At 70.5% G+C, this 18952-nt stretch carries 18 protein-coding genes; 12 read left to right on the plus strand and 6 right to left on the minus strand.

The window, feature by feature from the left end:
* Nucleotides 1-8: 8 nt before the first annotated feature.
* On the plus strand, nucleotides 9-1355 hold the full coding sequence (locus tag ACE3TQ_RS11780) for a sensor histidine kinase (RefSeq protein WP_374582377.1): 1347 nt from the start codon (nucleotides 9-11) through the stop codon (nucleotides 1353-1355).
* 11 nt (nucleotides 1356-1366) lie between these two features.
* Here ACE3TQ_RS11780 and ACE3TQ_RS11785 read toward each other — a convergent pair whose 3' ends face one another.
* Complete coding sequence (locus ACE3TQ_RS11785) at nucleotides 1367-3901, minus strand: cation-translocating P-type ATPase (RefSeq protein ID WP_374582379.1); 2535 nt, start codon at nucleotides 3899-3901, stop codon at nucleotides 1367-1369.
* A gap of 137 nt (nucleotides 3902-4038) precedes the next feature.
* Between ACE3TQ_RS11785 and ACE3TQ_RS11790 the strand changes: the two genes are divergently transcribed.
* From ACE3TQ_RS11790 to ACE3TQ_RS11825, 8 genes are all read left to right on the plus strand, one after another.
* Complete coding sequence (locus ACE3TQ_RS11790) at nucleotides 4039-4638, plus strand: thermostable hemolysin (RefSeq protein ID WP_374582380.1); 600 nt, start codon at nucleotides 4039-4041, stop codon at nucleotides 4636-4638.
* A complete protein-coding gene (locus ACE3TQ_RS11795; RefSeq protein ID WP_374582381.1) occupies nucleotides 4616-6091 on the plus strand; it encodes an AMP-binding protein in 1476 nt (491 codons plus the stop codon). Before ACE3TQ_RS11790 ends, ACE3TQ_RS11795 begins: the two co-directional genes overlap by 23 nt.
* Nucleotides 6088-6762: a TenA family transcriptional regulator gene (locus ACE3TQ_RS11800; RefSeq protein ID WP_374582383.1), complete on the plus strand. Its 675-nt coding sequence runs from the start codon at nucleotides 6088-6090 to the stop codon at nucleotides 6760-6762. The genes ACE3TQ_RS11795 and ACE3TQ_RS11800 overlap by 4 nt, the downstream gene beginning before the upstream one ends.
* Nucleotide 6763: 1 nt before the next feature.
* Entirely contained in the window at nucleotides 6764-7570 is an 807-nt protein-coding gene (locus tag ACE3TQ_RS11805) for an SDR family oxidoreductase (RefSeq protein WP_374582384.1), read from the plus strand.
* Between the two features lie 19 nt (nucleotides 7571-7589).
* Nucleotides 7590-8228, plus strand: a complete 639-nt coding sequence (locus ACE3TQ_RS11810; RefSeq protein ID WP_374582385.1) for a tetratricopeptide repeat protein — start codon at nucleotides 7590-7592, stop codon at nucleotides 8226-8228.
* 22 nt (nucleotides 8229-8250) lie between these two features.
* A complete protein-coding gene (locus ACE3TQ_RS11815) occupies nucleotides 8251-8916 on the plus strand; it encodes a response regulator transcription factor (protein ID WP_374582386.1) in 666 nt (221 codons plus the stop codon).
* The gene (locus ACE3TQ_RS11820) at nucleotides 8913-10307 is read left to right on the plus strand and encodes a sensor histidine kinase (protein ID WP_374582388.1); all 1395 of its coding nucleotides are present in this window, start codon (nucleotides 8913-8915) and stop codon (nucleotides 10305-10307) included. Before ACE3TQ_RS11815 ends, ACE3TQ_RS11820 begins: the two co-directional genes overlap by 4 nt.
* A 70-nt stretch (nucleotides 10308-10377) precedes the next feature.
* The gene (locus tag ACE3TQ_RS11825; protein WP_374582389.1) at nucleotides 10378-10770 is read left to right on the plus strand and encodes a bacteriohemerythrin; all 393 of its coding nucleotides are present in this window, start codon (nucleotides 10378-10380) and stop codon (nucleotides 10768-10770) included.
* Here ACE3TQ_RS11825 and ACE3TQ_RS11830 read toward each other — a convergent pair.
* Genes ACE3TQ_RS11830 through ACE3TQ_RS11845 form a run of 4 tightly spaced genes read right to left on the minus strand, consistent with a single transcriptional unit; the run spans nucleotide 10710 to nucleotide 15027 of the window.
* Nucleotides 10710-11912, minus strand: a complete 1203-nt coding sequence (locus ACE3TQ_RS11830; protein ID WP_374582390.1) for an MFS transporter — start codon at nucleotides 11910-11912, stop codon at nucleotides 10710-10712. The genes ACE3TQ_RS11825 and ACE3TQ_RS11830 overlap by 61 nt on opposite strands.
* Nucleotides 11909-12769 (minus strand): sterol desaturase family protein, encoded by an 861-nt coding sequence (locus tag ACE3TQ_RS11835; protein WP_374582391.1) that lies wholly within the window; start codon nucleotides 12767-12769, stop codon nucleotides 11909-11911. Before ACE3TQ_RS11835 ends, ACE3TQ_RS11830 begins: the two co-directional genes overlap by 4 nt.
* Nucleotides 12766-14658, minus strand: coding sequence for an arsenic resistance N-acetyltransferase ArsN2 (gene arsN2, locus ACE3TQ_RS11840; RefSeq protein ID WP_374582392.1), 1893 nt, complete (start codon nucleotides 14656-14658; stop codon nucleotides 12766-12768). Before arsN2 ends, ACE3TQ_RS11835 begins: the two co-directional genes overlap by 4 nt.
* A gap of 57 nt (nucleotides 14659-14715) precedes the next feature.
* A complete protein-coding gene (locus tag ACE3TQ_RS11845) occupies nucleotides 14716-15027 on the minus strand; it encodes an ArsR/SmtB family transcription factor (RefSeq protein WP_374582393.1) in 312 nt (103 codons plus the stop codon).
* Nucleotides 15028-15230: 203 nt separating this feature from the next.
* Between ACE3TQ_RS11845 and ACE3TQ_RS11850 the strand changes: the two genes are divergently transcribed.
* Genes ACE3TQ_RS11850 through ACE3TQ_RS11860 form a run of 3 tightly spaced genes read left to right on the plus strand, consistent with a single transcriptional unit; the run spans nucleotide 15231 to nucleotide 18252 of the window.
* Nucleotides 15231-16289 carry an efflux RND transporter periplasmic adaptor subunit gene (locus ACE3TQ_RS11850; RefSeq protein WP_374582395.1) on the plus strand — a complete coding sequence of 353 codons (1059 nt, stop codon included), beginning with the start codon at nucleotides 15231-15233 and terminating at the stop codon, nucleotides 16287-16289.
* 8 nt (nucleotides 16290-16297) lie between these two features.
* Nucleotides 16298-17539, plus strand: coding sequence for an ABC transporter permease (locus ACE3TQ_RS11855; RefSeq protein ID WP_374582396.1), 1242 nt, complete (start codon nucleotides 16298-16300; stop codon nucleotides 17537-17539).
* Nucleotides 17536-18252, plus strand: coding sequence for an ABC transporter ATP-binding protein (locus tag ACE3TQ_RS11860; protein WP_374582397.1), 717 nt, complete (start codon nucleotides 17536-17538; stop codon nucleotides 18250-18252). The genes ACE3TQ_RS11855 and ACE3TQ_RS11860 overlap by 4 nt, the downstream gene beginning before the upstream one ends.
* Here ACE3TQ_RS11860 and ACE3TQ_RS11865 read toward each other — a convergent pair.
* On the minus strand, nucleotides 18249-18857 hold the full coding sequence (locus ACE3TQ_RS11865; protein ID WP_374582398.1) for a TetR/AcrR family transcriptional regulator: 609 nt from the start codon (nucleotides 18855-18857) through the stop codon (nucleotides 18249-18251). The genes ACE3TQ_RS11860 and ACE3TQ_RS11865 overlap by 4 nt on opposite strands.
* Between the last annotated feature and the right edge of the window lie 95 nt (nucleotides 18858-18952).

An 18952-nucleotide genomic window follows, 5' to 3' on the forward strand; every position in this document is an offset into this window, starting at 1 on the left:
AGCCGCGCATGCGCCCTACCCTGGCCCGGCGCCTGCTGCTGGCCCTCCTGCTCGCTTTCGGCCTGGTCTGGCTGGCCCTGATGGCGCGCCAGTTCCTCGCCGCCACCGACCAGCAGGACTTCGACCGCAATGTGCAGGCGCTGGCCGACAGCATGCTGGCATCCATCGCCACCCTCGAGAACGCCGCCGAAGCGCGCGCCGTGGTGGCCGCCACCTCCACCCTGGTCAACAACGGCTACCGCAGCAACCAGGCGCAAGGCGCGGTCCTGATGGAGCTGCGCGACCGCGAGGGGCGGCGCCTGTTCCTCTCGCCGGAAGGCGGCCAGGCCACGCTGCATGGCTACGCCGGCCTGGTACGCGACGGCCTGCTGCAGGGGCGGCGTTACCGCGTCTACCAGGGCCAGGGCGAACGCTGGACGCTGCTGGTCGCGGCGCCGCTGCAGGACCCCTGGTGGATCGTGAAGGCCATGAGCGGCGGCCTGACCATGGATATGCTGTTCGCCTTCCCTTTCGTGCTGCTGCCGGTCTGGCTGGCGGTGCGCGGCGGCCTGCGCCCGCTGCAAAAACTCTCCAGCCTGATCGCGGCGCGCGCGCCGGGCGACCTGGCGCCGCTCGACTTCGAGGCGCGCCACGCCGAACTGCAACCGCTGGCCGGTGCGCTGGAACACATGCTGGCCCAGGTGCGCTTGAAGCTGGCGCGCGAACACGGTTTCGTGCAGGACGCCGCGCACGAGCTGCGCACGCCCATGGCGGTCATCTCGACCCAGGCCCACGTGCTGGCGCAGTCCGGCGATGCCGGGCAGCGCGCCCTGGCCGCGCAGCGCATGCAGCACGCCATCGCGCGCGCCTCGCACCTGGTCGGCCAGCTGCTGGACCTGGCCGAGGTCGACAACCGGCAAACGGCCGCCGCCAGCGAAATCGACCTGGCGCAGTTCCTGCGCAGCGAGCTGGCCACCATGGTGCCGGCCGCCGAGGCGCGCAGTATCGAGCTGTCGCTGGAGGCGCCGGACGTGGCGCGTGCCCGGCTCGATATCCGCGCCTTCCAGAGCATCCTGCACAACCTGGTCAACAACGCCCTAGCTTATGTGCACGAACGCGGCCAGGTGCGGGTCGAGCTGCAGCAGCAGGCCGGCGCGCTGCGGCTGTCGGTGGCCGACGACGGCCCCGGCATCCCGCCCGAGCAGCATGAGCTGGTGTTCGAACGCTTCTACCGTGGCAAGACGCACGACCAGCCGGGCGCCGGCCTGGGCCTGGCCATCGTGCGCCAGGCCGCCGCCCGCCTGCGCGGCAGCGTGGCGCTGGGCGCCGGCATCGGCGGCAAAGGCTGCCGTTTCGACGTCACGCTGGCGCCCTAGCCGGCAGGGATTCACGCTTGCGGATGCTCATGATGCCCTTTCGCTTCTCGCCGCTGCACCAGGGCAGCGGCACGGTTGACTGCTTCGTTGCCGGCCAGGCATAGCGCGCCGCACGCCAGCACCACGCCCAGCTCGCGCAGGCCGAGCGCGCCGAACTGGAAGGCGGCTGCCAGCGGCGGCAGGTATAGCACCAGCAGCAAGGTGGCCAGCGCCACCGCCGCCACCAGCAGCGGCAGGCGGTTGCTGGCCGTGAACTGCGCCAGCACGCTGCGGCGCCGCGCCAGGCTGGAGAAAATCAGGACCAAGTTGGCCAGCACCAGCACCGAGAAGCCGGTGGCGCGCGCCGTTGCCGCTGGCAGCTCCGCCTGCGCCCAAGCATAGGCCAGCGCCGCCGCCAGCAGCGCCACGCCGCCCTGCAGCAGGGCGCGCAGCACCGTCGGCCAGGCCAACAGCGCTGCGCCGACGCGGCGCGGCGGGCGCCGCATGGCTTGCGCGTCCGACCCTTCGTTCTCGAAGGCCAGCGAGCAGGCTGGATCGATGATCAGTTCCAGGAAGGCGATATGCATCGGGTACAGCAGCACCGGCCAGCCCAGCAGCGCCGGCAGCAGGGCCATGCCGGCGATCGGCACGTGGATCGCCAGCACGTAGCACATGGCGCTGCGCATATTGGCGAAAATGCGTCGGCCCAGGCGGATGCCGCGCACGATGGAGGCGAAATTATCGTCCAGCAGCACCAGCGCGGCCGCCTCGCGCGCCACGTCGGTGCCGCGCTGGCCCATGGCGATGCCGACGTGGGCCGCCTTCAGCGCCGGCGCGTCGTTGACGCCGTCGCCGGTCATGGCCACCACTTCGCCGTTGGCCTTGAGCGCCTGCACGATGCGCAGCTTCTGCATGGGGCTGATGCGCGCGCACACACTGGCCGTCGCCAGCGCCTGGCGCAGCGCGGCCTCGTCCAGCGCGTCGAGCGTGTCGCCGCTCAGCACGCCCTGCCCCGGCAGGCCGGCCTGGCGCGCGATGCTGGCGGCGGTGGGCGGGTAGTCGCCGGTGATCATCAGCACGCGGATGCCGGCCTGCTGGCATTGGGCGACGGCGGCCGGCACCTCCGGGCGCAAGGGGTCGGCCAGGCCCACCAGTCCGAGCCAGGTGTAGGCAAAGCCGTCCTGCGCCGCCGGCAGCTGCGCGGCCGGGGCCGCGGCGCGCGCCACCGCGAGCACGCGCAGCCCCTGCGCCGCCATCTGGTCGGCCGCCGCGCGCAGCTGCGCCATGTCCGCCGGCGGCAGGCGGCACAGGGCGCCGATCGCTTCCGGCGCGCCCTTGGCGGCCACCGTCGCGGCCGGGGTGCCGTCGTCCCACACCATGGTCATGGCGCGCAGGGCCGGCGACAGCGGGTACTCGCGCAGCGGGCTGTCCTGCCGCGCGGGGCCGGCCAGGGCATGCAGGGCCTGCTCCATCGGGTCGCTGGCGCGCTGCCTGCTGGCCAGCGCGGCAAAGCGCGCCAGCTCGGCGCAGGCGCCGGCCGGCAGCGGCGCGCCGGCCGGCGGCGCCATGAAGCCGCCGTCCGCGTACAGCTGCTCGACCCGCATGCGGTTCTGCGTCAGGGTGCCGGTCTTGTCGGTGCACAGCACGCTGATCGCGCCCAGCGCCTCGATCGCGGGCAGGCGCCGCGTCAGCACCTGGGCGCGCGCCAGGCGCCAGGCGCCAATGGCCGGGAACACGGTCAAGATGACCGGGAATTCCTCCGGCAGCAGCGACATCGAGAGTGCGATGCCGGCCAGGATGGCCGGCATCCAGGCCCCGCTGCGCCAGCCGTACAGCAGGCCCACCAGCAGGCTGACGGTGACGCCGCCCACGGCCAGCAGGCGGATCATGCGCTGCGACTGGCGCTGCAGCGGCGACAGTTCCGCGCCGATGCCCTGCAGGCTGCGCCCGATCTTGCCCAGCTCGGTGCGCACGCCGGTGGCGCTGACGCGCGCCACGCCCTCGCCTTCCAGCACCAGGGTGCCGGACCACAGGTAGGGCGTGTTGTCGCCGCCCGGCGCGGCCGGCGCCGGCACGCCGGCCGCCGCCTGCTTGGACACGGCCCAGGCTTCGCCGGTCAGCAGCGACTCGTCGACGCGCAGGCCGCTGGCACGCAGCAGCACGGCGTCGGCCGCGACGCGGTCGCCTTCCGCCAGCAGCAGCAGGTCGCCGCGCACCAGCTCCGGGCCCGGGATGCGCTGCGCCTGGCCGTCGCGCAGCACCAGCGCGCGCGGGCTGCTCAGCTCGCGCAGCGCCTGCAGCGCGCGCTCGGTCTTCCCTTCCTGGAACAGGGTGATGCCGATGGTCAGGCCGACCATGCCCAGCAGCACCATGCCCTCCAGCCAGTCGCCCAGCAGCAGGTACAGGCCGGCAGCCGCCAGCAGCAGCAGGAACATCGGCTCGCTGGCGGTACGCCATAACAGCTGCGGCAGGCGCCGCACCGGCGCCGGCAGGCTATTGGGCCCCTCCTCGGCCAGGCGCTGCCGCGCCTGTTCGCTCGACAAACCCTGCCATTCCTCTTCCGCCATGCGCATCTCCCTGGTTCCCCCCACCTTAGCGCCCGGGTTGCCAAACGCATATGACCGCGATCAAATTTTTCCGCTTAATCCCGGGATAATGTTGCTTGCATACAGTCATCCCAACAGCAGCTTTACCGAGGGATGCCATGCTCAGCGCCAATGCCGAATTACCCGCTGTCCGACCGATCGCGGCCGGCCGCACCGAATTGTTCCCGCGCGGCGCACCCGGCCGCGACCAGCTGGAAGCCTTCATCGCCGACTCGTTCCGCGCCAGCTACGGCGCGGAAGTCAGCCATTTCTGCGACATGCTGCTCGGCGTGCGCGACGAGGCCGGACGCTGGGTCGCGGCACTCGGCTACACCCCGGCCGCGCTCGGGCCGCTGTTCCTCGAGCACTACCTGGACGCGCCGGTGGAACAGGCCATCGGCGCCCACGCGCGCAGCCCGGTCGAACGCAGCGCCGTGGTCGAAGTGGGCAACCTGGCCGCGCTGCACCCGGGCGCCGCGCGCGCCCTGATCATCAGCACCACCCAGCTGCTAAACAGCCTGGGCCTGCGCTGGGTGGTGTTTACCGCCACCGTCAGCCTGCTCAATTCCTTCAGCCGCCTGCGGCTGCAGCCGCACGTGCTGGCGCCGGCCGACCCGGCCCGCCTGCCCGACGGCGGCCAGCGCTGGGGCAGCTACTACGACACCCAACCCAAAGTCATGTTTGGCGATATCCATTATGGTTACACTCAACTTTCCTGAACTTTTCCCGGCCGGCCGCGCCGTGCTGGAAGATGGCAGCAACAGCCTGGACGCCGCCGCCCTGGCGCAGCGCGTGGCCAGCCTGTGCGCCGTGCTGCAGGCGCGCCGCAGGCCGCAGGCGCCGGTCGCCATCCTGGCCGACAACAGCCCCGAATGGCTGGCGGCCGACCTGGCCACCCAGCAGCTCGGCCTGACCCTGGTGCCGCTGCCGCTCTTCTTCACGCCGCCGCAATGGGCCCATGTGCTGAAGGAAAGCGGCGCCAGCGCCGTGCTGGCGCCACCCGGCGCGCCGCTGGCCGCCTTCGGCTTTGGCGACCCGCTCGACTGCGGCGGCCCGCTGCAGCTGTACCAGGCCAGCCAGCCGGCCAGCGCGCCCGCGCCCGGCGCCACGCAGAAGATCACCTTCACCTCCGGCACCACGGCGGCGCCGAAAGGCGTCTGCCTGTCCACCGACCAGCAATGGCAGCTGGCGCGCGCCCTGCAGCAGGGCGTGGCGCCGCTGCAGCTGGAGCGCCATCTGTGCCTGCTGCCCTTTGCCGTCCTGCTGGAAAACATCGCCGGTCCGTACACCGCCATGCTGAGCGGCGCCACCACGATCTGCCCGCCGCTGGCCGAAGTCGGCCTGGCCGGCGCCAGCCAGTTCGACCCGCAGCGCTGCCTGGACGCCATTGCGCGCTACCAGGCGCACAGCGTCATCGTGCTGCCGCAGATGCTGCAGGCCCTGCTGGCCGCACTCGGCCCCGGCGACCAGCGCGCCGCCAGCCTGCGCTTCATCGCCGTGGGCGGCGCCAAGGTGCCGGCGCGCCTGTTGGCGGCGGCCCGCGCGCGCGGCCTGCCGGTGTTCGAAGGCTATGGCCTGTCCGAGTGCTGCTCGGTGGTGGCGCTCAACCTGCCGGGACGCGAGCGCACCGGCAGCGTCGGCCAGCCGCTGCCGCACCGCCCGGTGCGTATCGCCGCCGATGGCGAGATCGAGGTGGGTGGCGCGCTGGCGCACTACCTCGGGCAGCCGGAGGCCGGCGCCGGCGGCTGGCTGGCGACCGGCGACCTGGGCCACCTGGACCAGGACGGCTACCTCTACATCGACGGCCGCAAGAAGGACATCCTGATCACCGGCTACGGCCGCAACGTCTCGCCCGAGTGGCCGGAGGCGGCGCTGCTGGGCAGCGGCCTGCTGGCGCAGGCGCTGGTGGTGGGCGACGGCCAGCCCTGGCTGGCGGCCCTGCTGGTGCCAGCCGCGCCGTCCATCACGCTGGCCCAGCTGCAGCAGGCGGTCGACCTGGCCAACCAGGAACTGCCCGATTACGCCCAGGTCCGGCGCTGGACGCTGGTGCCGCCCTTCACCCCGGCCAACGGCCAGGCCACGGCCAATGGCCGCCCGCGCCGCGCCGTGATCGCGCAGCAGCACGCCGCGCTGATCGCCTCACTGTATGACCACCAGGAGCAACCCGCATGAGCTTTTTCGACACCCTGAAGGCTGGCAGCGACGCTGAACGCCAGCAAATGTTTGCCATCCCCATCATCCAGGACGCGCTGCGCGGCCAGGCCACCACCGGCCAGTACCTCGCCTTCCTGGGCCAGGCCTACCACCACGTGCGCCACACGGTGCCGCTGCTGATGGCCTGCGGCAGCCGCCTCGGCCCCGACTACGAATGGCTGCGCGAGGCCATCGCCGAGTACATCGAGGAGGAAGTGGGCCACCAGGAATGGATCCTGAACGACATTGCCGCCGCCGGCGGCGACGCGGAAGCGGTGCGGCGCAGCCAGCCGCATGCCAGCACCGAACTGATGGTGGCCTACGCCTACCACCAGATCGACCGCGGCAACCCGGTCGGCTTCTTCGGCATGGTGCACGTGCTGGAAGGCACCAGCACGGCGCTGGCGACGCACGCCGCCGACACCCTGCGCGGCGCGCTCGGCCTGCCGCCGGAGGCGTTCAGCTACCTGAACTCGCACGGCAGCCTGGATATCGGCCACGTCGCCTTCTTCGAAGGCCTGGTGAACCGCCTGCAGCGCGCCGAGGACCAACAGGCCGTGCTGCACGTGGCGCGCATGATGTACAAGCTGTACGGCGACGTGTTCCGCAGCCTGCCGCACGGCGGCGCCCTGTTTGAACAGGCGGCGTGAGATGGGTGCGCGCACTTCGCAACGCTACCGCGCCGTGCTGACCGGCGCCGGCGGCGGCATCGGCTCGGCCATCGCGCGCCGCCTGGCGCCGCAGGCCGACGCCCTGCTGCTGGTGGGCCGCCAGCCGGCCCCGCTGGCCGCCCTGCGCGCCGAACTGGATCCTGAGCTGGACGGCAAGGTGCAGGTGGTGTGCGGCGACCTGACCGCCGCCACCACGCTGGACGCCATCGAGCAGGCGGCGCGCGCCATGGGCGGCGTCAACCTGCTGGTCAACAACGCCGGCATCAGCCAGTTCCACAGCTTCGAGACGCAGGCGCCGGAGGCGATCCGCGCCATGCTCGACACCAACCTGCTGGCGCCGATGCTGCTGACGCGCCGCCTGCTGCCGCTGCTGCACCAGGCGCCGGCCGCCCAGGTGGTCAACATCGGCTCGGTGTTCGGCCTGCTCGGCTACCCGGGCTTCGCCGCCTACGGCGCCAGCAAGGCCGGCCTGAAAGGCTTCTCCCAGGCGCTGCGGCGCGAGCTGTCCGACAGCGCCATCACCGTGCGCTACTTCGCGCCGCGCGCCACCCGCACCGCCATCAACAGCACCGAGGTGAACGCCATGAACAGCGCGCTCGGCACCGCGGAAGACAGCCCGGAAACCGTGGCCGCCGCCTTCGCCGACTTCCTGGCCGGCAGCGCCTGGCAAGCGACCATGGGGCGCAAGGAGAGCCTCTTCGTCCTGCTGAACCGCCTGCTGCCAGCGCTGCCGGATGGCGCCATCCGCAAGCAGCTGGCCGTGATCCGCCAATACCTGCCCAGATAACATCAAGGAGAACCAAGCCATGAACATCCTCGCCAAATTCGCCGCCGCCCTGCTGCTGCCCGCTTCCATCGCCTTCGCCGGCGTACCGGAGGACGTCAGCACCCTGCAGCAGAAGTGGGAGCAGATCCGCTACAAGACGCCGGCCCCGGCGCAGGAAGCGCAATACGAACAGCTGGTGGCCGAAGCGCAGAAAACCGCCGCCGCCAATCCCGGCAGCGCCGACGTGCTGATCTGGTACGCTATCATTGAGTCGACCTATGCCGGCGCGAAAGGCGGCCTGGGGGCGCTGTCGCACGTGAAAAACGCCAAGAAGACGCTGGAGCAGGCGATTGCGATCAACCCCGACGCGCTGTCCGGTTCCGCCTACACCAGCCTGGGGTCGCTGTACTACCAGGTGCCGGGCTGGCCGATCGGCTTCGGCGACGACAAGAAGGCAGTGGAATACCTGAAGAAAGGCCTGGCCATCAACCCGGACGGCATCGACCCGAACTACTTCTACGGCGACTTCCTGTTCCGCAAAGGCGACTATGCCGAAGCGGAGCGCGCCCTGAACAAGGCGCTGCAGGCGGCGCCGCGTCCGGGCCGCAAGGTGGCGGATGAAGGGCGGCGCGGGGAAATCGAACAGCTGCTGGCGAAGATTGCCGCCAAGCGCAAGTAATGGAAAATGGGAGGCGATGCCGTTGAAAATATTGCTGGTGGAAGACGATCCCTCGCTGGCCAGCGGCCTGCAGCTTGCGCTGCGCCGCGCCAACTACACGGTGGAGCATGTCGACGACGGCCCGGCCGCCATCCAGGCCCTGGCCCTGACCGAGTTCGACCTGCTGGTGCTGGACCTGGGCCTGCCCACGCTGGACGGCACCGCCGTGCTGAAGGCCCTGCGCGCGCGCGACAACCCGATCCCGGTGCTGGTGCTCTCGGCGCGCGACTCCACGCGCGACCGGGTGCAGGGCCTGGACCTGGGCGCCGACGACTACCTGACCAAGCCGTTCGAACTGGACGAGCTGCTGGCGCGCATCCGCGTGCTGCTGCGCCGCCGCAGCGGGCGCCAGGTCAACCAGCTGACGCTGGGCGATCTGTCGCTCAACCCGGAAAGCCTGAGCGCCACCTGGCAAGGCCGCCCGGTCGAGCTGCAGCGGCTGGAGTTCATGCTGCTGCTGCAACTGGCGGAAAACCCGCAGCGCGTGTTCAACCGCGCCCAGCTTGAAGAATCGCTGTACGGCTGGGGCGAAGGGGCGGAGAGCAACACCATCGACGTGCACGTGCACCACTTGCGGCGCAAGATCACGCCCAGCGTCATCAAGACCATCCGCGGCGTCGGCTACCGCCTGGGCGACCTGGCCGCATGAGCACCCACCTGTATTCGGCGCGCCGGCGCCTGGTGGCGGCCACCCTGATCTGCATGCTGCTGATCTTCCTCGGCATCGGCATTGGCGCGCGCGGCGTGGCGCGGCATGAGTCCGATGAACTGTTCAGCGCGCGCCTGGCGACGTCGGCGCGCGTGCTGGAGGCCCTGGTGGCGCGCCAGCTGGAGCACGCCACGGTCAGCCAGCCCATCATCATCGCCCTGCCGCACGAACTGGAAAGCATCACCAGCGACGAGCCGGAAGTGTTCGGCCACCGCTACGAAACCAAGATCGCCTTCCAGGTCTGGCGCAACGACGGCGTGCTGCTGGCCAAATCGGCCAGCGCCCCGTCGCAGGCGCTGGCACCGCTCAGCGCCGGCTACTCGGAAAACCATGCCGACGGCGCCGACTGGCAAGTGTTCGCCCTGCGTTCCGGCGCGGTCTGGGTGCTGGCCGCCGAGAAGGACGAAGTGCGGCAGGAAATGTCGGACGATATCGGCAAGACCATCCTGGTGCCGCTGGCCATCGGCGGGGTGCTGATGCTGGCCGCCGTCAATTTCCTGATCCTGCACAATCTGCGGCCGCTGTCCGAACTGGCGGCGCGCATTGCCGCGCGCGAGCCGGAATCGCTGGAGCCGCTGGCCCTGCCGGAAACCCCGCTGGAAATGGCGCCCATCGTCACTGAACTGAACCACCTGCTGGACCGCATCCGCGCCGCCTTCGAGCGCGAGCAGCGCTTCCTGAACGCCGCCGCGCATGAAATCCGCACCCCGATCGCCGCCTTGCAGCTGCACCTGGAAAATGCGATGCGCGCCGCCACGCCCGAGCAGCGCGAAGCCTCGCTGGAGCAGGCCATGGCCGGCGCACGCCGCACCAGCAAGCTGGCGGAACAGCTGCTGACCCTGAGCCGGATCGCCGCCGGCGGCGACCAGGTGCAGCTGCAAAGCCTGTCGATGCGGGCCTTGTGCTGCGACGTGATCGGCAGCATGGAGCCGCTGCTGGACAAGCGCGGCCAGGGCGTCGGCCTGGATGCCGAGCAGGATTGCCAGGTCTGGGGCGAGCCGACCCAGTTGCGGCGCCTGCTGCAGAACCTGGTCGACAACGCCTCGCAGCACGGCGCGCCGCACGGCGAGATCCAGGTGCGGCTGTCGCGCTGGGACCAGTGCGCGGTGCTGGAGGTGGCCAACGACGGCGCCCCGATACCCGAGCAGGAAATCGACAAGCTGTTCACGCCCTACTACCGCTTGCCGGGCGCGGTGCCGGGCGGCCACGGGCTGGGCCTGGCCATCGTGCAGGAAATCGTCGACCTGCACCACGGGAAAGTCGAAATTTCGCGCAAGCCCGATGGCCAGGGCACGGTGGTGCGGGTGCGCCTGCCGCTGGCCAGGACTTGATCCAGGTCATGGATTGGGCGCCGCCGCCAGCGCAGACTGAAAGCGGACCACCGACGCGAAGGAAACCCGCATGCGCCTCACCCACCCATCCCGTGCCGCGCAAGACTGCGGTACGGCACTGGACCAGCTGCACGACCGGCTGCTCGACATGGCCGTGCGCGCGCTGGCCCTGCCGCCCGACCAGTTCCCATCCGCGTACGCGCAACTGGTTGCCAACATCGAACTGGACTTCCGCTTCGAAGAACGGCTGATGGACAACTTCGAGTGCGCCGACGCGCACCTGCACCGCGAGCAGCACGCGCGCATGCTGGCCGGCCTGCACCATGCCGCCGCCGCGCTGGAACAGGACGACCCGGTGCCGGCGCAGCGCGCGCTGGCAGCCTTGCGCGAATGGCTGCCGTTTCACATCGACACCCAGGACCGCCACCTGCTGCGGGCGTGGCTGCGCACGGCGAACACGTAAAGCGCGAACGAGGCCAGCGAGAGCAGGAACAGCGCGGCCAGCAGGCCATGGTAGTCGCCGCCCTCGAGCACCAGCGCCAGCAGCAAAGGGGCGCCGGCCTTGGCGGCCAGCGACGGCGCGGCCAGGGCGCCGGCGATGGCGCCATAGTGGGTATGGCCGAACACCGCCTGCGGCAGGGTGCCGCGCAGGATGGTCAGCACGCCGTTGGTCATGCCGTACAACACGCAGAACAGGATCGCCGCCCAGGCATTGGCGCCCAGCAGGTAGAGCACCAGCAGCGCCGCCGGCAAGCCGGCGAAGGTGGCCACGCCCACCGCCTGCGGCGTGGCGCGCCCCGCCAGGGAGCGCTCCAGCAGCCGGCCCGCCACCTGCATCGGGCCGATCAGCGCCGCCAAGGCGACCGCCAGCTGCCCGCTGTGGCCAAGCTTGCCGATCAGGGGCACCATGTGCACCGACAGCGCCGAAAAGACGAAGGCATGCGCGGCGAAGACGCCGGCCAGCAGCCAGAATACCGGCTGCGCCAGCGCCTGGCGCAGCGAGTAGTGCTGCGGCGCGTCCGGGTGGCGCGCCGGCGCGGCGTACGCCGCGCCATCTTCCAGCAGCAGGTGCAGCGGCAGGCAGACTGCCAGCAGGGCAACGGCGAAGGCGATGCACACTGTGCGCCAGTCATGGCGCCCCAGCAGCCAGGCGGTGAGCGGCCAGAACGCCGTGCTGGCCAGCCCGCCCATCAGCGTGACATTGGAGATGGCCTTGCGCGCGGCCTCGCGCAGGCTGCGGTTGAGGGTGGCGAAGGCGGCCTCGTACAAGGTCATCGCCATGCCCAGGCCCATGATGGTCCAGGCGGTGAAATAGCCCGCCAGGCCATGGCTCCCGGCCAGCGCCAGCAGGCCGGCGCCGGAGACCAGCGAACCGGCCGCCATGATGCGCCGGCCGCCGAGGCGGTCGATGGCGATACCGACCGGCACCGAGGCCAGCCCGGCCACCAGCACCGCCCATGAGAAGGCGCCGTACAACTGGGCCGGCGCCAGCCGCAGGTCGGCCTGGATGGCCGGCGCCATCACGCCGAAGGCGTAGTACAGGATGCCCCAGGAGATGACCTGGGTAAGGCCCAGCACCAGCACCGCTGACGTTGCCTTCTTCATCGGCAGCACCCTGGCGTGAACATGGACCACAGCTGCGCGCCGAACGGGGCGCGCGCCGGGTAACGGCTGCCCGCATACAGGCCGATGCGGGCCGGGTCGTTGCGCTGCGGCCGGTAGCGGAAGGTGCCGAACACCTGGTCCCACAGCACCAGCGCGCGGCCGAAGTTGCTGTCGCCCTCCCCGGCGCGCGCCGAATGGTGCCAGCGGTGCACCTCGTTGGTGCTGAACACGTAGTTCAGCCAGCCGCTTTGCAACGGCAGGTTGGCGTGCTGCGTCACCAGCACCGGCAGGGTCAGGGCCAGGTAGCCCAGCACCACGTCCTGCGGCACACCGATCGCGAACAGCGGCAGCATGCCAAGCAGGTAGTTCAGCGCGTAGTTCAGCGGATGGATGCGGAAGTTGTTCAGCGCGTACAGCCGTTCGCTGCCGTGATGCAGCGCATGCAGCCACCACAGCGACGGCCAGGCATGGTGCAGCCGGTGCGACCAGTAGTTGCCAAACTCCGCCAGCAGCGCCGCCAGCGCCACCTGCAGCGCGAAGGGCCACGTGGCCGGGAACAGCTGCAGCACGCCCGCCATCGGCGCCAGCCATTTGAGCAGCGGGTCGACCAGGGCGAACAGCAGCAGCGCGCTGGCCAGGTCGGTGCCGACATCGCCCAGCGGGCGCGCCCACTCCGCGCGGTACGGCATGCTGCGCTCGGCCAGCAGCGCCACCAGCAGGGTCGCCACGGCGGGCGCGATGGCGGCCAGTTCCAGGTTGGCGCCGCTGGCGCGGGCCCAGGCGAACGACGCCAGGCTGGCCAGCAGCGCCAGCGGCAGGAAGCCGCGCAGGAACGCGCGGCGCACGGCGGCCCTCATGCGCAGCACCCGGATGCGGCGGCCTGGCGCGGCTGGCACGAAGGCGAGGCGGCGCAGCCGGCCGCACCTTTGGCCTTCTCCTGCAGGTCCAGCGCGCAGCAGGCATCGGCAGCGGCCGGCGCGGGACCGCCGCAGCAGCCGGCGGCGGCTGGCGCAGCGGCGGCGCCCTGGTCCGCGTCCGGCGCATAGGCCTGGCGCGTGTTGCACACGCCGGTCTCGGGCAGCTCCAGCTGCACGTCGTCGGCCGCGGCGAAGTCGCCGGCCAGCGCCGCCACCACCGAGCGCACCTGCTCGTAGCCGGTCGCCATCAGGAAATTGGGCGCGCGGCCGTAGCTTTTCGCACCCACCGCGTAAAAGCCCGGTTCGGGATGGGCCAGCTCGCGGTGGCCGTGCGGGCGCACGCTGCCGCAGCTGTGCTCATTCGGGTCGATCAGCGGCGCCAGCGCATCCGTGCTTTCCAGCCAGGGATCGTGGCGCACGCGCAGTTCGCGCGTCAGCTGCAGGTCGGGCCGCGCGCCGGTGGCCGCGATGATACGTTCGACGCCCTCGATGCTGCGCGCCGTGCCGGCCGGGTCGCGGCCCATTACGCGCAGCGCGCCGCCCTGCGCTTCGATGGCATGGATGCGGAAATCCGTGTGCAGTTCGAGCCGGCCCGAATCCTTCAGTGCGCGCAGGCGCAGGCCGAGCTGGCCGCGCGCCGGCAGGCCGTCCGCCTCGCCGCCGCCGAACACCCTGGCCAGCTGCTTGCCGCGCACGGCCCAGACGATCTGCGTGCCCGGCGCTTCCTCGGCCAGCTGCGCCAGCGCCAGCAGGCTGCCGGCCGCCGAATGGCCGGCGCCCACCACCAGCACGCGCCGCCCGGCATACGCCGCACGCGCGGCGCCCAGGATATCCGGCATGCCGTAGTCGATGCGTTCGCCCGCCGCCGCCTCGCCCAGGGCCGGCAGGCCGTTGCCGCCGAGCGGGTTGGGCTGCGACCAGGTGCCGCTGGCGTCGATCACGGCCTGCACCGTGAAGTCCTGCTCGCCCTGCGGGCCAAGCGTGCGCACGGTGAATGCCGCCGCCTCGCGGCCGCGCGACTTGACCTTGTCGAAGCCGGCGCGCGCCACTTGCAGCACGCGCTGCCGGGTATGGATATGCGGCGCCAGCGCCGGCAGCCGGGCCAGCGGCTTCAGGTAGAGGTCGATGATCTCGCCGGCCGTTGGCAGCCCGTCCTGTTGCGGCGCGTTCCAGCCGTGCGCCTGCAGCAGGCGGCGCGCGGCTTTGTCGACGTTGTACTGCCAGGGCGAGAACAGGCGCACGTGGCGGTAGCTTTCCAGGTTCGCGCCCACCTCGGCCCCCGCCTCCAGCACCAGCGGCGTGAAGCCGCGCGCCAGCAGGTGGGCCGCCGCCGCCAGTCCCACCGGACCGGCGCCGATCACCGCCACCGGCAGGCCCGCCTGCGGGCCTGCCAGCCCGGCTTTCATCAGCGTGGCGGAGGCCGGGCAGACGCCCTGGAATTCGCGCGAAGCGTGCAGCGCTTGCGGCGCCGCGCTGCGTTCGATGCGCTGGAAGCCGTGCCGGCCGAAGAAATCCGCCGCCGTGGTGGTCAGCAGGTACAGCGTCTGCACGCCCGCCGCAGCCGCCTTGCCGCGCAGTGCCGCCAGCAGTTGCTGCCCGGCGCCCTGCCCGCGCAGCTGGTCGGCCACCACCATGGAGCGCAGCAGCGCCACGGCGCCGTAGCGTTCAAAGCCGGCGGCGGCCAGCACCTGGCCATCGGCCGCGCCGACCAGGAAATGCGCCAGGTGTTCGCGCGCGCCATCGAGCGGCAGGCGCGCCGCCAGCAGCAAGGATTCAATCGCCGGCCAGTCTGCCTCGGCCGCCGCACGGAATGTCAGCACTTCTTTCATCTCACTCTCCTTTGTTATTCGGCGAATTACGAATAAACAGGTTCAAAAAAATGCCCTTCACAGGGCATTGATCAGTTGCTTGAGCTGGCCGATGCGCTCCGGGTTGATGCAGTAGCAGACCCGCTGCGCGTCGGACGAGCCCAGGATCAGTCCGGCCTCCTTGAGGATGGTCACGTGCTGGGAAATGGTGGACGGCGACAGCGGCAGCACATCGGCCAGGTTGCCGAAGTAGCAGGCGCCGTACGCGGCCAGGTAGCACAGCAGCTGCACGCGCGCCGGATGGGCCAGCGCCTTGCACAGCTGGGCCACCTGTTCGGCATCCACGGCTGGCAGGCTGGCGCCCGGTTTGGCTTCGCAACAACTGCTCATACATCCCTCATTCGTTCATCGACGAATACAGAATAATCGGCCCGGCGGCGGGCTGTCAAGATATTTCGACAATCTTCGAACTGTCGTATCGACGACCGGCCGTGCCCCGCTTTGTGCTAAATTCAAGCGGCATGACCCAGGTCATATCCCGCTCCCGCCACCAGCGCCACACTGGGAGCCATCCCGACTGCCGGAGCCCATCGATGCCCGAACCCGTCCGACCTTCCCTGCGCTGGCGCCTGGCGCTGGCGGTCGCGCTGCTGGCTGGCCTGGCGGCGCTGGCGTGGTGGCAGTGGGGGCCGATCCCGGTCACCCTGGCCGCCATCGAGCGCGGGCCGGCGGTCGACGCCATCTACGCCACCGGCACGGTGGAACCCACGGTCATGTTGCCACTGGCGCCGCGCGTCGGCGGCCGCCTGGCCGAGCGCACGGTCGATGAGGGAGCGCATGTGCGCAAGGGCCAGCTGCTGGCGCGCCTGGACGACGCCGACCTGGCAGGCAGCGTCGACGAACAGCGCGCCCGCGTCGACTACAGCCGCAACCAGCATGCGCGCGCCGCCACGCTGGCCGAACGCGGCTTCCTTTCCAGCGGCGAAGCCGACCGCACCAAGGCCGAACTGCTGGCGGCGGAAGCGGCGCTGCGCCGCGTACGCGCCCAGCGCGACTACATGGCGCTGCTGGCGCCGGCCGACGGCACCATCATCCGCCGCGACGGCGAAGTGGGCCAGTACATCAGCCCCGGCCAGGCCATCTTCGTGCTGGCCTGCTGCGCGCCGCTGCGCGTGACCGCCGAAATCGACGAGGAGGACATCAGCCGCGTGCGCGTCGGCCAGGCCGTGGTGCTGAAAGCCGACGCCCTGCCCGGCCAGGTGTTCGATGGCAGCGTGGCCGAGATCACGCCCAAGGGCGACCCGGTGGCGCGCACCTACCGCGTGCGCATCGCGCTGGCCGCACCGGGCGCCCTGCAGACCGGCATGACGGTGGACGCCAACCTGGTGGTGGCGCGGCGCGAGCATGCCATGCTGCTGCCGGCCGCCGCGCTGCAGGGCGATAGCGTCTGGGTGGTTGGGCAGGACGGGCGCCTGCAGCGGCGCAGCATCGTGCCGGGTGTGCGCAGCGCGCAACGGGTCGAGGTGCTGCAAGGGTTGCAGGGCAACGAGCGTGTCGTGGCGCAGCCCGGCGCGCAGCTGGCCGAGGGGCGCCGCGCCAGGGTGCACGCAGCGGCTCCGGCCGCAACGCCGGCGACGGCGGCCGCGCGTTAGGGGACGGCATGCGCGTCCAGTTCGCCATCGCCCTCGCCCACCTGCAGCGGCGGCGCCGCTCGACCCTGGTGTCGCTGCTCGGCATCGCGCTCGGCGTGGCCTTCTTCCTCGCCGTGTCGGCCCTGATGCGCGGCTCCGAGCGCGATTTCCTGAAACGGTTGGTCGACAACAGCCCCCACATCACCGTGGCCGACCAGTACCGCAACGCGCGCGTGCAGCCGGCGGAAGTACGCTGGCCCGGCGCGGCGGTGGCCATCAGCAACGTCAAGCCGCCGGTGGAAACGCGCGGCATTCGCAGCCACCGCAGCAAGCTGGAAACCATCGAAGCCTGGCCCGGCCTGCGCGTGGCGCCGGTGCTGCGCGGCTCCGCCGTGCTGACCTTCGCCGGCCAGCAGCAAGGCGTCAGCCTGTCCGGCATCGTCCCGGCGCGCATGAAGGATGTCTCCACCATCGACGAGCAGATGGTGGCCGGCACCCTGGACGACCTGGCCGCCGCGCCGAATGGCCTGGTCATCGGCCAGGGCCTGGCGCAGAAGTTCCAGCTTGGTGTGAACAGCACGGTCAGCGTGGTGACGGCCAGCGGCGCGCGCATCATGAAAGTGGTAGGCATTTTCCGCACCGGCAATGCCGCTTACGATGAAGGGGAAACCTTCACCCTGCTCAAACGTGCGCAGGTGATCCTGGCGCGGCCCAACCGCGTCAACCGCTTCATCATCCAGCTCAACGACCCGCAGGCGGCGCGCGATGTGGCGGCCGGCATCGAGCAGGCCATCGGCTACAAATCCGTGTCCTGGATCGAAGCCTCGGAAGACCTGCTCAGCCTTCTGCTGGTGCGCAACATCATCATGTACAGTGTGGTGACGGCGATCCTGGTGGTGGCCTCGTTCGGCATCTACAACACCATCTCCACCATCGTGATGGACAAGCGGCGCGACATCGCCATCCTGAAGGCGATGGGGTTCAGCGCCGCCGACATACGCCACATCTTCCTCTACCAGGGCGCCATCATGGGCCTGGTCGGCAGCAGCGCGGGACTGCTGCTCGGCTACGGCATGATGCACGTGCTGGCCAGCGTCGAACTCAAGCCGCCCGGCGTCAGCGACGTGGTGCATTTGCCGGTGTGGTGGGGAGCGGAACAGTACCTGCTGGCGATCGGCTTTGCCATGGCGGCTTGCCTGTGCGCCGCCTACCTGCCGGCCAACAAGGCCGGCAAGCAGCATCCGGTCGATACCTTGCGGGGGGCGACATGAGCAGCGTGCTGCGCGCCGAACACCTGCTGCGGCGCCTGCCGGGCGAGGTGCCGGTGACCCTGGTCAACGATGTCTCGCTCGATATCCAGCGCGGCGAATTCATTTGCATCATGGGGCCGTCCGGCTCCGGCAAGTCGTCCCTGCTCTACCTGCTTGGCCTGCTGGACCGGCCCGACGGCGGCCAGCTCTGGCTGGGAGGGGAAGACATCAGCCGCCATGGCGAAGAGCAGCTGGCGGCGCTGCGCCTGGCCAAGCTGGGCTTCGTATTCCAGTTCCACTTCCTGCTGGCCGAGTTCACCGTGCTGCAGAACGTGATGCTGCCGATGCAGCGCCTGGGCCGGCGCGGCGACGATGCCGCGCGCGCCTATGCCCTGCATTTGCTGGAACGCCTCGGCATCGCCGACCAGGCGGGCAAGTTCCCGTCGCAGCTGTCCGGCGGACAGCGCCAGCGCGCGGCGCTGGCAAGGGCCCTGGCCAACGACCCGGTGCTGATACTGGCCGACGAACCGACCGGCAACCTCGATTCGGCCTCCACCCTGAATGTGCGCCAGATCCTGCGCAGCCTGGCCGATGCCGGCCAGACCGTGGTGGCGGTCACGCACGACGCCAGTTTCGCCAGCGCGGCCGACCGCTGCATCGGCCTGGTCGACGGGCGCATCGACCCGGGCTGGCGGCCAGCGCCGCTGGCCCAGCCCGACAGCGCCCGGAACTAAGGCCTGAAGCCTTCGAAAGAAACCTTCAGCATGTGGCGCACGATGTCATCGTCGCTCATCTTGCTGAATTTTTGCAGGTACTCGACCGCCGGGTCGCAGGTACGCGCGTAGTAGCTGAACAGGATCACATCGCTCGGCAGGGCCGTATTCAGCAAGCCCTCCTTCTGCGCCTGCTTGACCAGGCCCTCCAGCAGGCGGTTCAGCTTCAGCACGCGCGTCATGTATTTGAAGTTCCGCATCAGCATATCGCGCACGTGCGGGCTGGTGGACGGCAGGAAGGGCAATCCGCCGCCCAGGCGCACGCGCATGGCCCACTCCAGCAAGGCTTGCAGTTTCTCGACCGGGTTGAGGGCGGTCGGCAGTTTGTCCACTTCCTCGATCGCGCCCTCCAGCAGGCGCACCATCGCCTCGCCCACCAGCTCCTCCTTCGACTTGAAGTGCTTGTAGAGGCTTGGTTTCGAGATGCCGACCGCGCCCGCGACATCGTCCATCGTCATCAAATCATAGCCTTTGCTGCTGAGGACGACCGTGGTGGCATCCAGGATCGCATTCTCCCGCAGCTTAAATGCCTGATTTTTAAAGCTAAACTTTGGAATGATACTCATGAGTTAAATTTCGCTACTAATCAGTAGCTTTTGTATTTTGTTGGTAGTAATATTAGCACGCCGGTAGAGCCCGGCAGAAAAAACCGACAAATGAC

Source organism: Pseudoduganella sp. (genome assembly GCF_041914865.1).
Lineage (GTDB): Bacteria > Pseudomonadota > Gammaproteobacteria > Burkholderiales > Burkholderiaceae_D > Rugamonas.

What these genes read in the sequence shown, in the direction of transcription:
- ACE3TQ_RS11780 (WP_374582377.1), top strand. Translation starts at nt 9, where the DNA reads ATGCGCCCTACCCTGGCCCGGCGCCTGCTGCTGGCCCTCCTGCTCGCT.
- ACE3TQ_RS11785 (WP_374582379.1), bottom strand. Translation starts at nt 3,901, where the DNA reads ATGGCGGAAGAGGAATGGCAGGGTTTGTCGAGCGAACAGGCGCGGCAG.
- ACE3TQ_RS11790 (WP_374582380.1), top strand. Translation starts at nt 4,039, where the DNA reads ATGCTCAGCGCCAATGCCGAATTACCCGCTGTCCGACCGATCGCGGCC.
- ACE3TQ_RS11795 (WP_374582381.1), top strand. Translation starts at nt 4,616, where the DNA reads ATGGTTACACTCAACTTTCCTGAACTTTTCCCGGCCGGCCGCGCCGTG.
- ACE3TQ_RS11800 (WP_374582383.1), top strand. Translation starts at nt 6,088, where the DNA reads ATGAGCTTTTTCGACACCCTGAAGGCTGGCAGCGACGCTGAACGCCAG.
- ACE3TQ_RS11805 (WP_374582384.1), top strand. Translation starts at nt 6,764, where the DNA reads ATGGGTGCGCGCACTTCGCAACGCTACCGCGCCGTGCTGACCGGCGCC.
- ACE3TQ_RS11810 (WP_374582385.1), top strand. Translation starts at nt 7,590, where the DNA reads ATGAACATCCTCGCCAAATTCGCCGCCGCCCTGCTGCTGCCCGCTTCC.
- ACE3TQ_RS11820 (WP_374582388.1), top strand. Translation starts at nt 8,913, where the DNA reads ATGAGCACCCACCTGTATTCGGCGCGCCGGCGCCTGGTGGCGGCCACC.
- ACE3TQ_RS11825 (WP_374582389.1), top strand. Translation starts at nt 10,378, where the DNA reads ATGCGCCTCACCCACCCATCCCGTGCCGCGCAAGACTGCGGTACGGCA.
- ACE3TQ_RS11830 (WP_374582390.1), bottom strand. Translation starts at nt 11,912, where the DNA reads ATGAAGAAGGCAACGTCAGCGGTGCTGGTGCTGGGCCTTACCCAGGTC.
- ACE3TQ_RS11835 (WP_374582391.1), bottom strand. Translation starts at nt 12,769, where the DNA reads ATGAGGGCCGCCGTGCGCCGCGCGTTCCTGCGCGGCTTCCTGCCGCTG.
- arsN2 (WP_374582392.1), bottom strand. Translation starts at nt 14,658, where the DNA reads ATGAAAGAAGTGCTGACATTCCGTGCGGCGGCCGAGGCAGACTGGCCG.
- ACE3TQ_RS11845 (WP_374582393.1), bottom strand. Translation starts at nt 15,027, where the DNA reads ATGAGCAGTTGTTGCGAAGCCAAACCGGGCGCCAGCCTGCCAGCCGTG.
- ACE3TQ_RS11850 (WP_374582395.1), top strand. Translation starts at nt 15,231, where the DNA reads ATGCCCGAACCCGTCCGACCTTCCCTGCGCTGGCGCCTGGCGCTGGCG.
- ACE3TQ_RS11855 (WP_374582396.1), top strand. Translation starts at nt 16,298, where the DNA reads ATGCGCGTCCAGTTCGCCATCGCCCTCGCCCACCTGCAGCGGCGGCGC.
- ACE3TQ_RS11860 (WP_374582397.1), top strand. Translation starts at nt 17,536, where the DNA reads ATGAGCAGCGTGCTGCGCGCCGAACACCTGCTGCGGCGCCTGCCGGGC.
- ACE3TQ_RS11865 (WP_374582398.1), bottom strand. Translation starts at nt 18,857, where the DNA reads ATGAGTATCATTCCAAAGTTTAGCTTTAAAAATCAGGCATTTAAGCTG.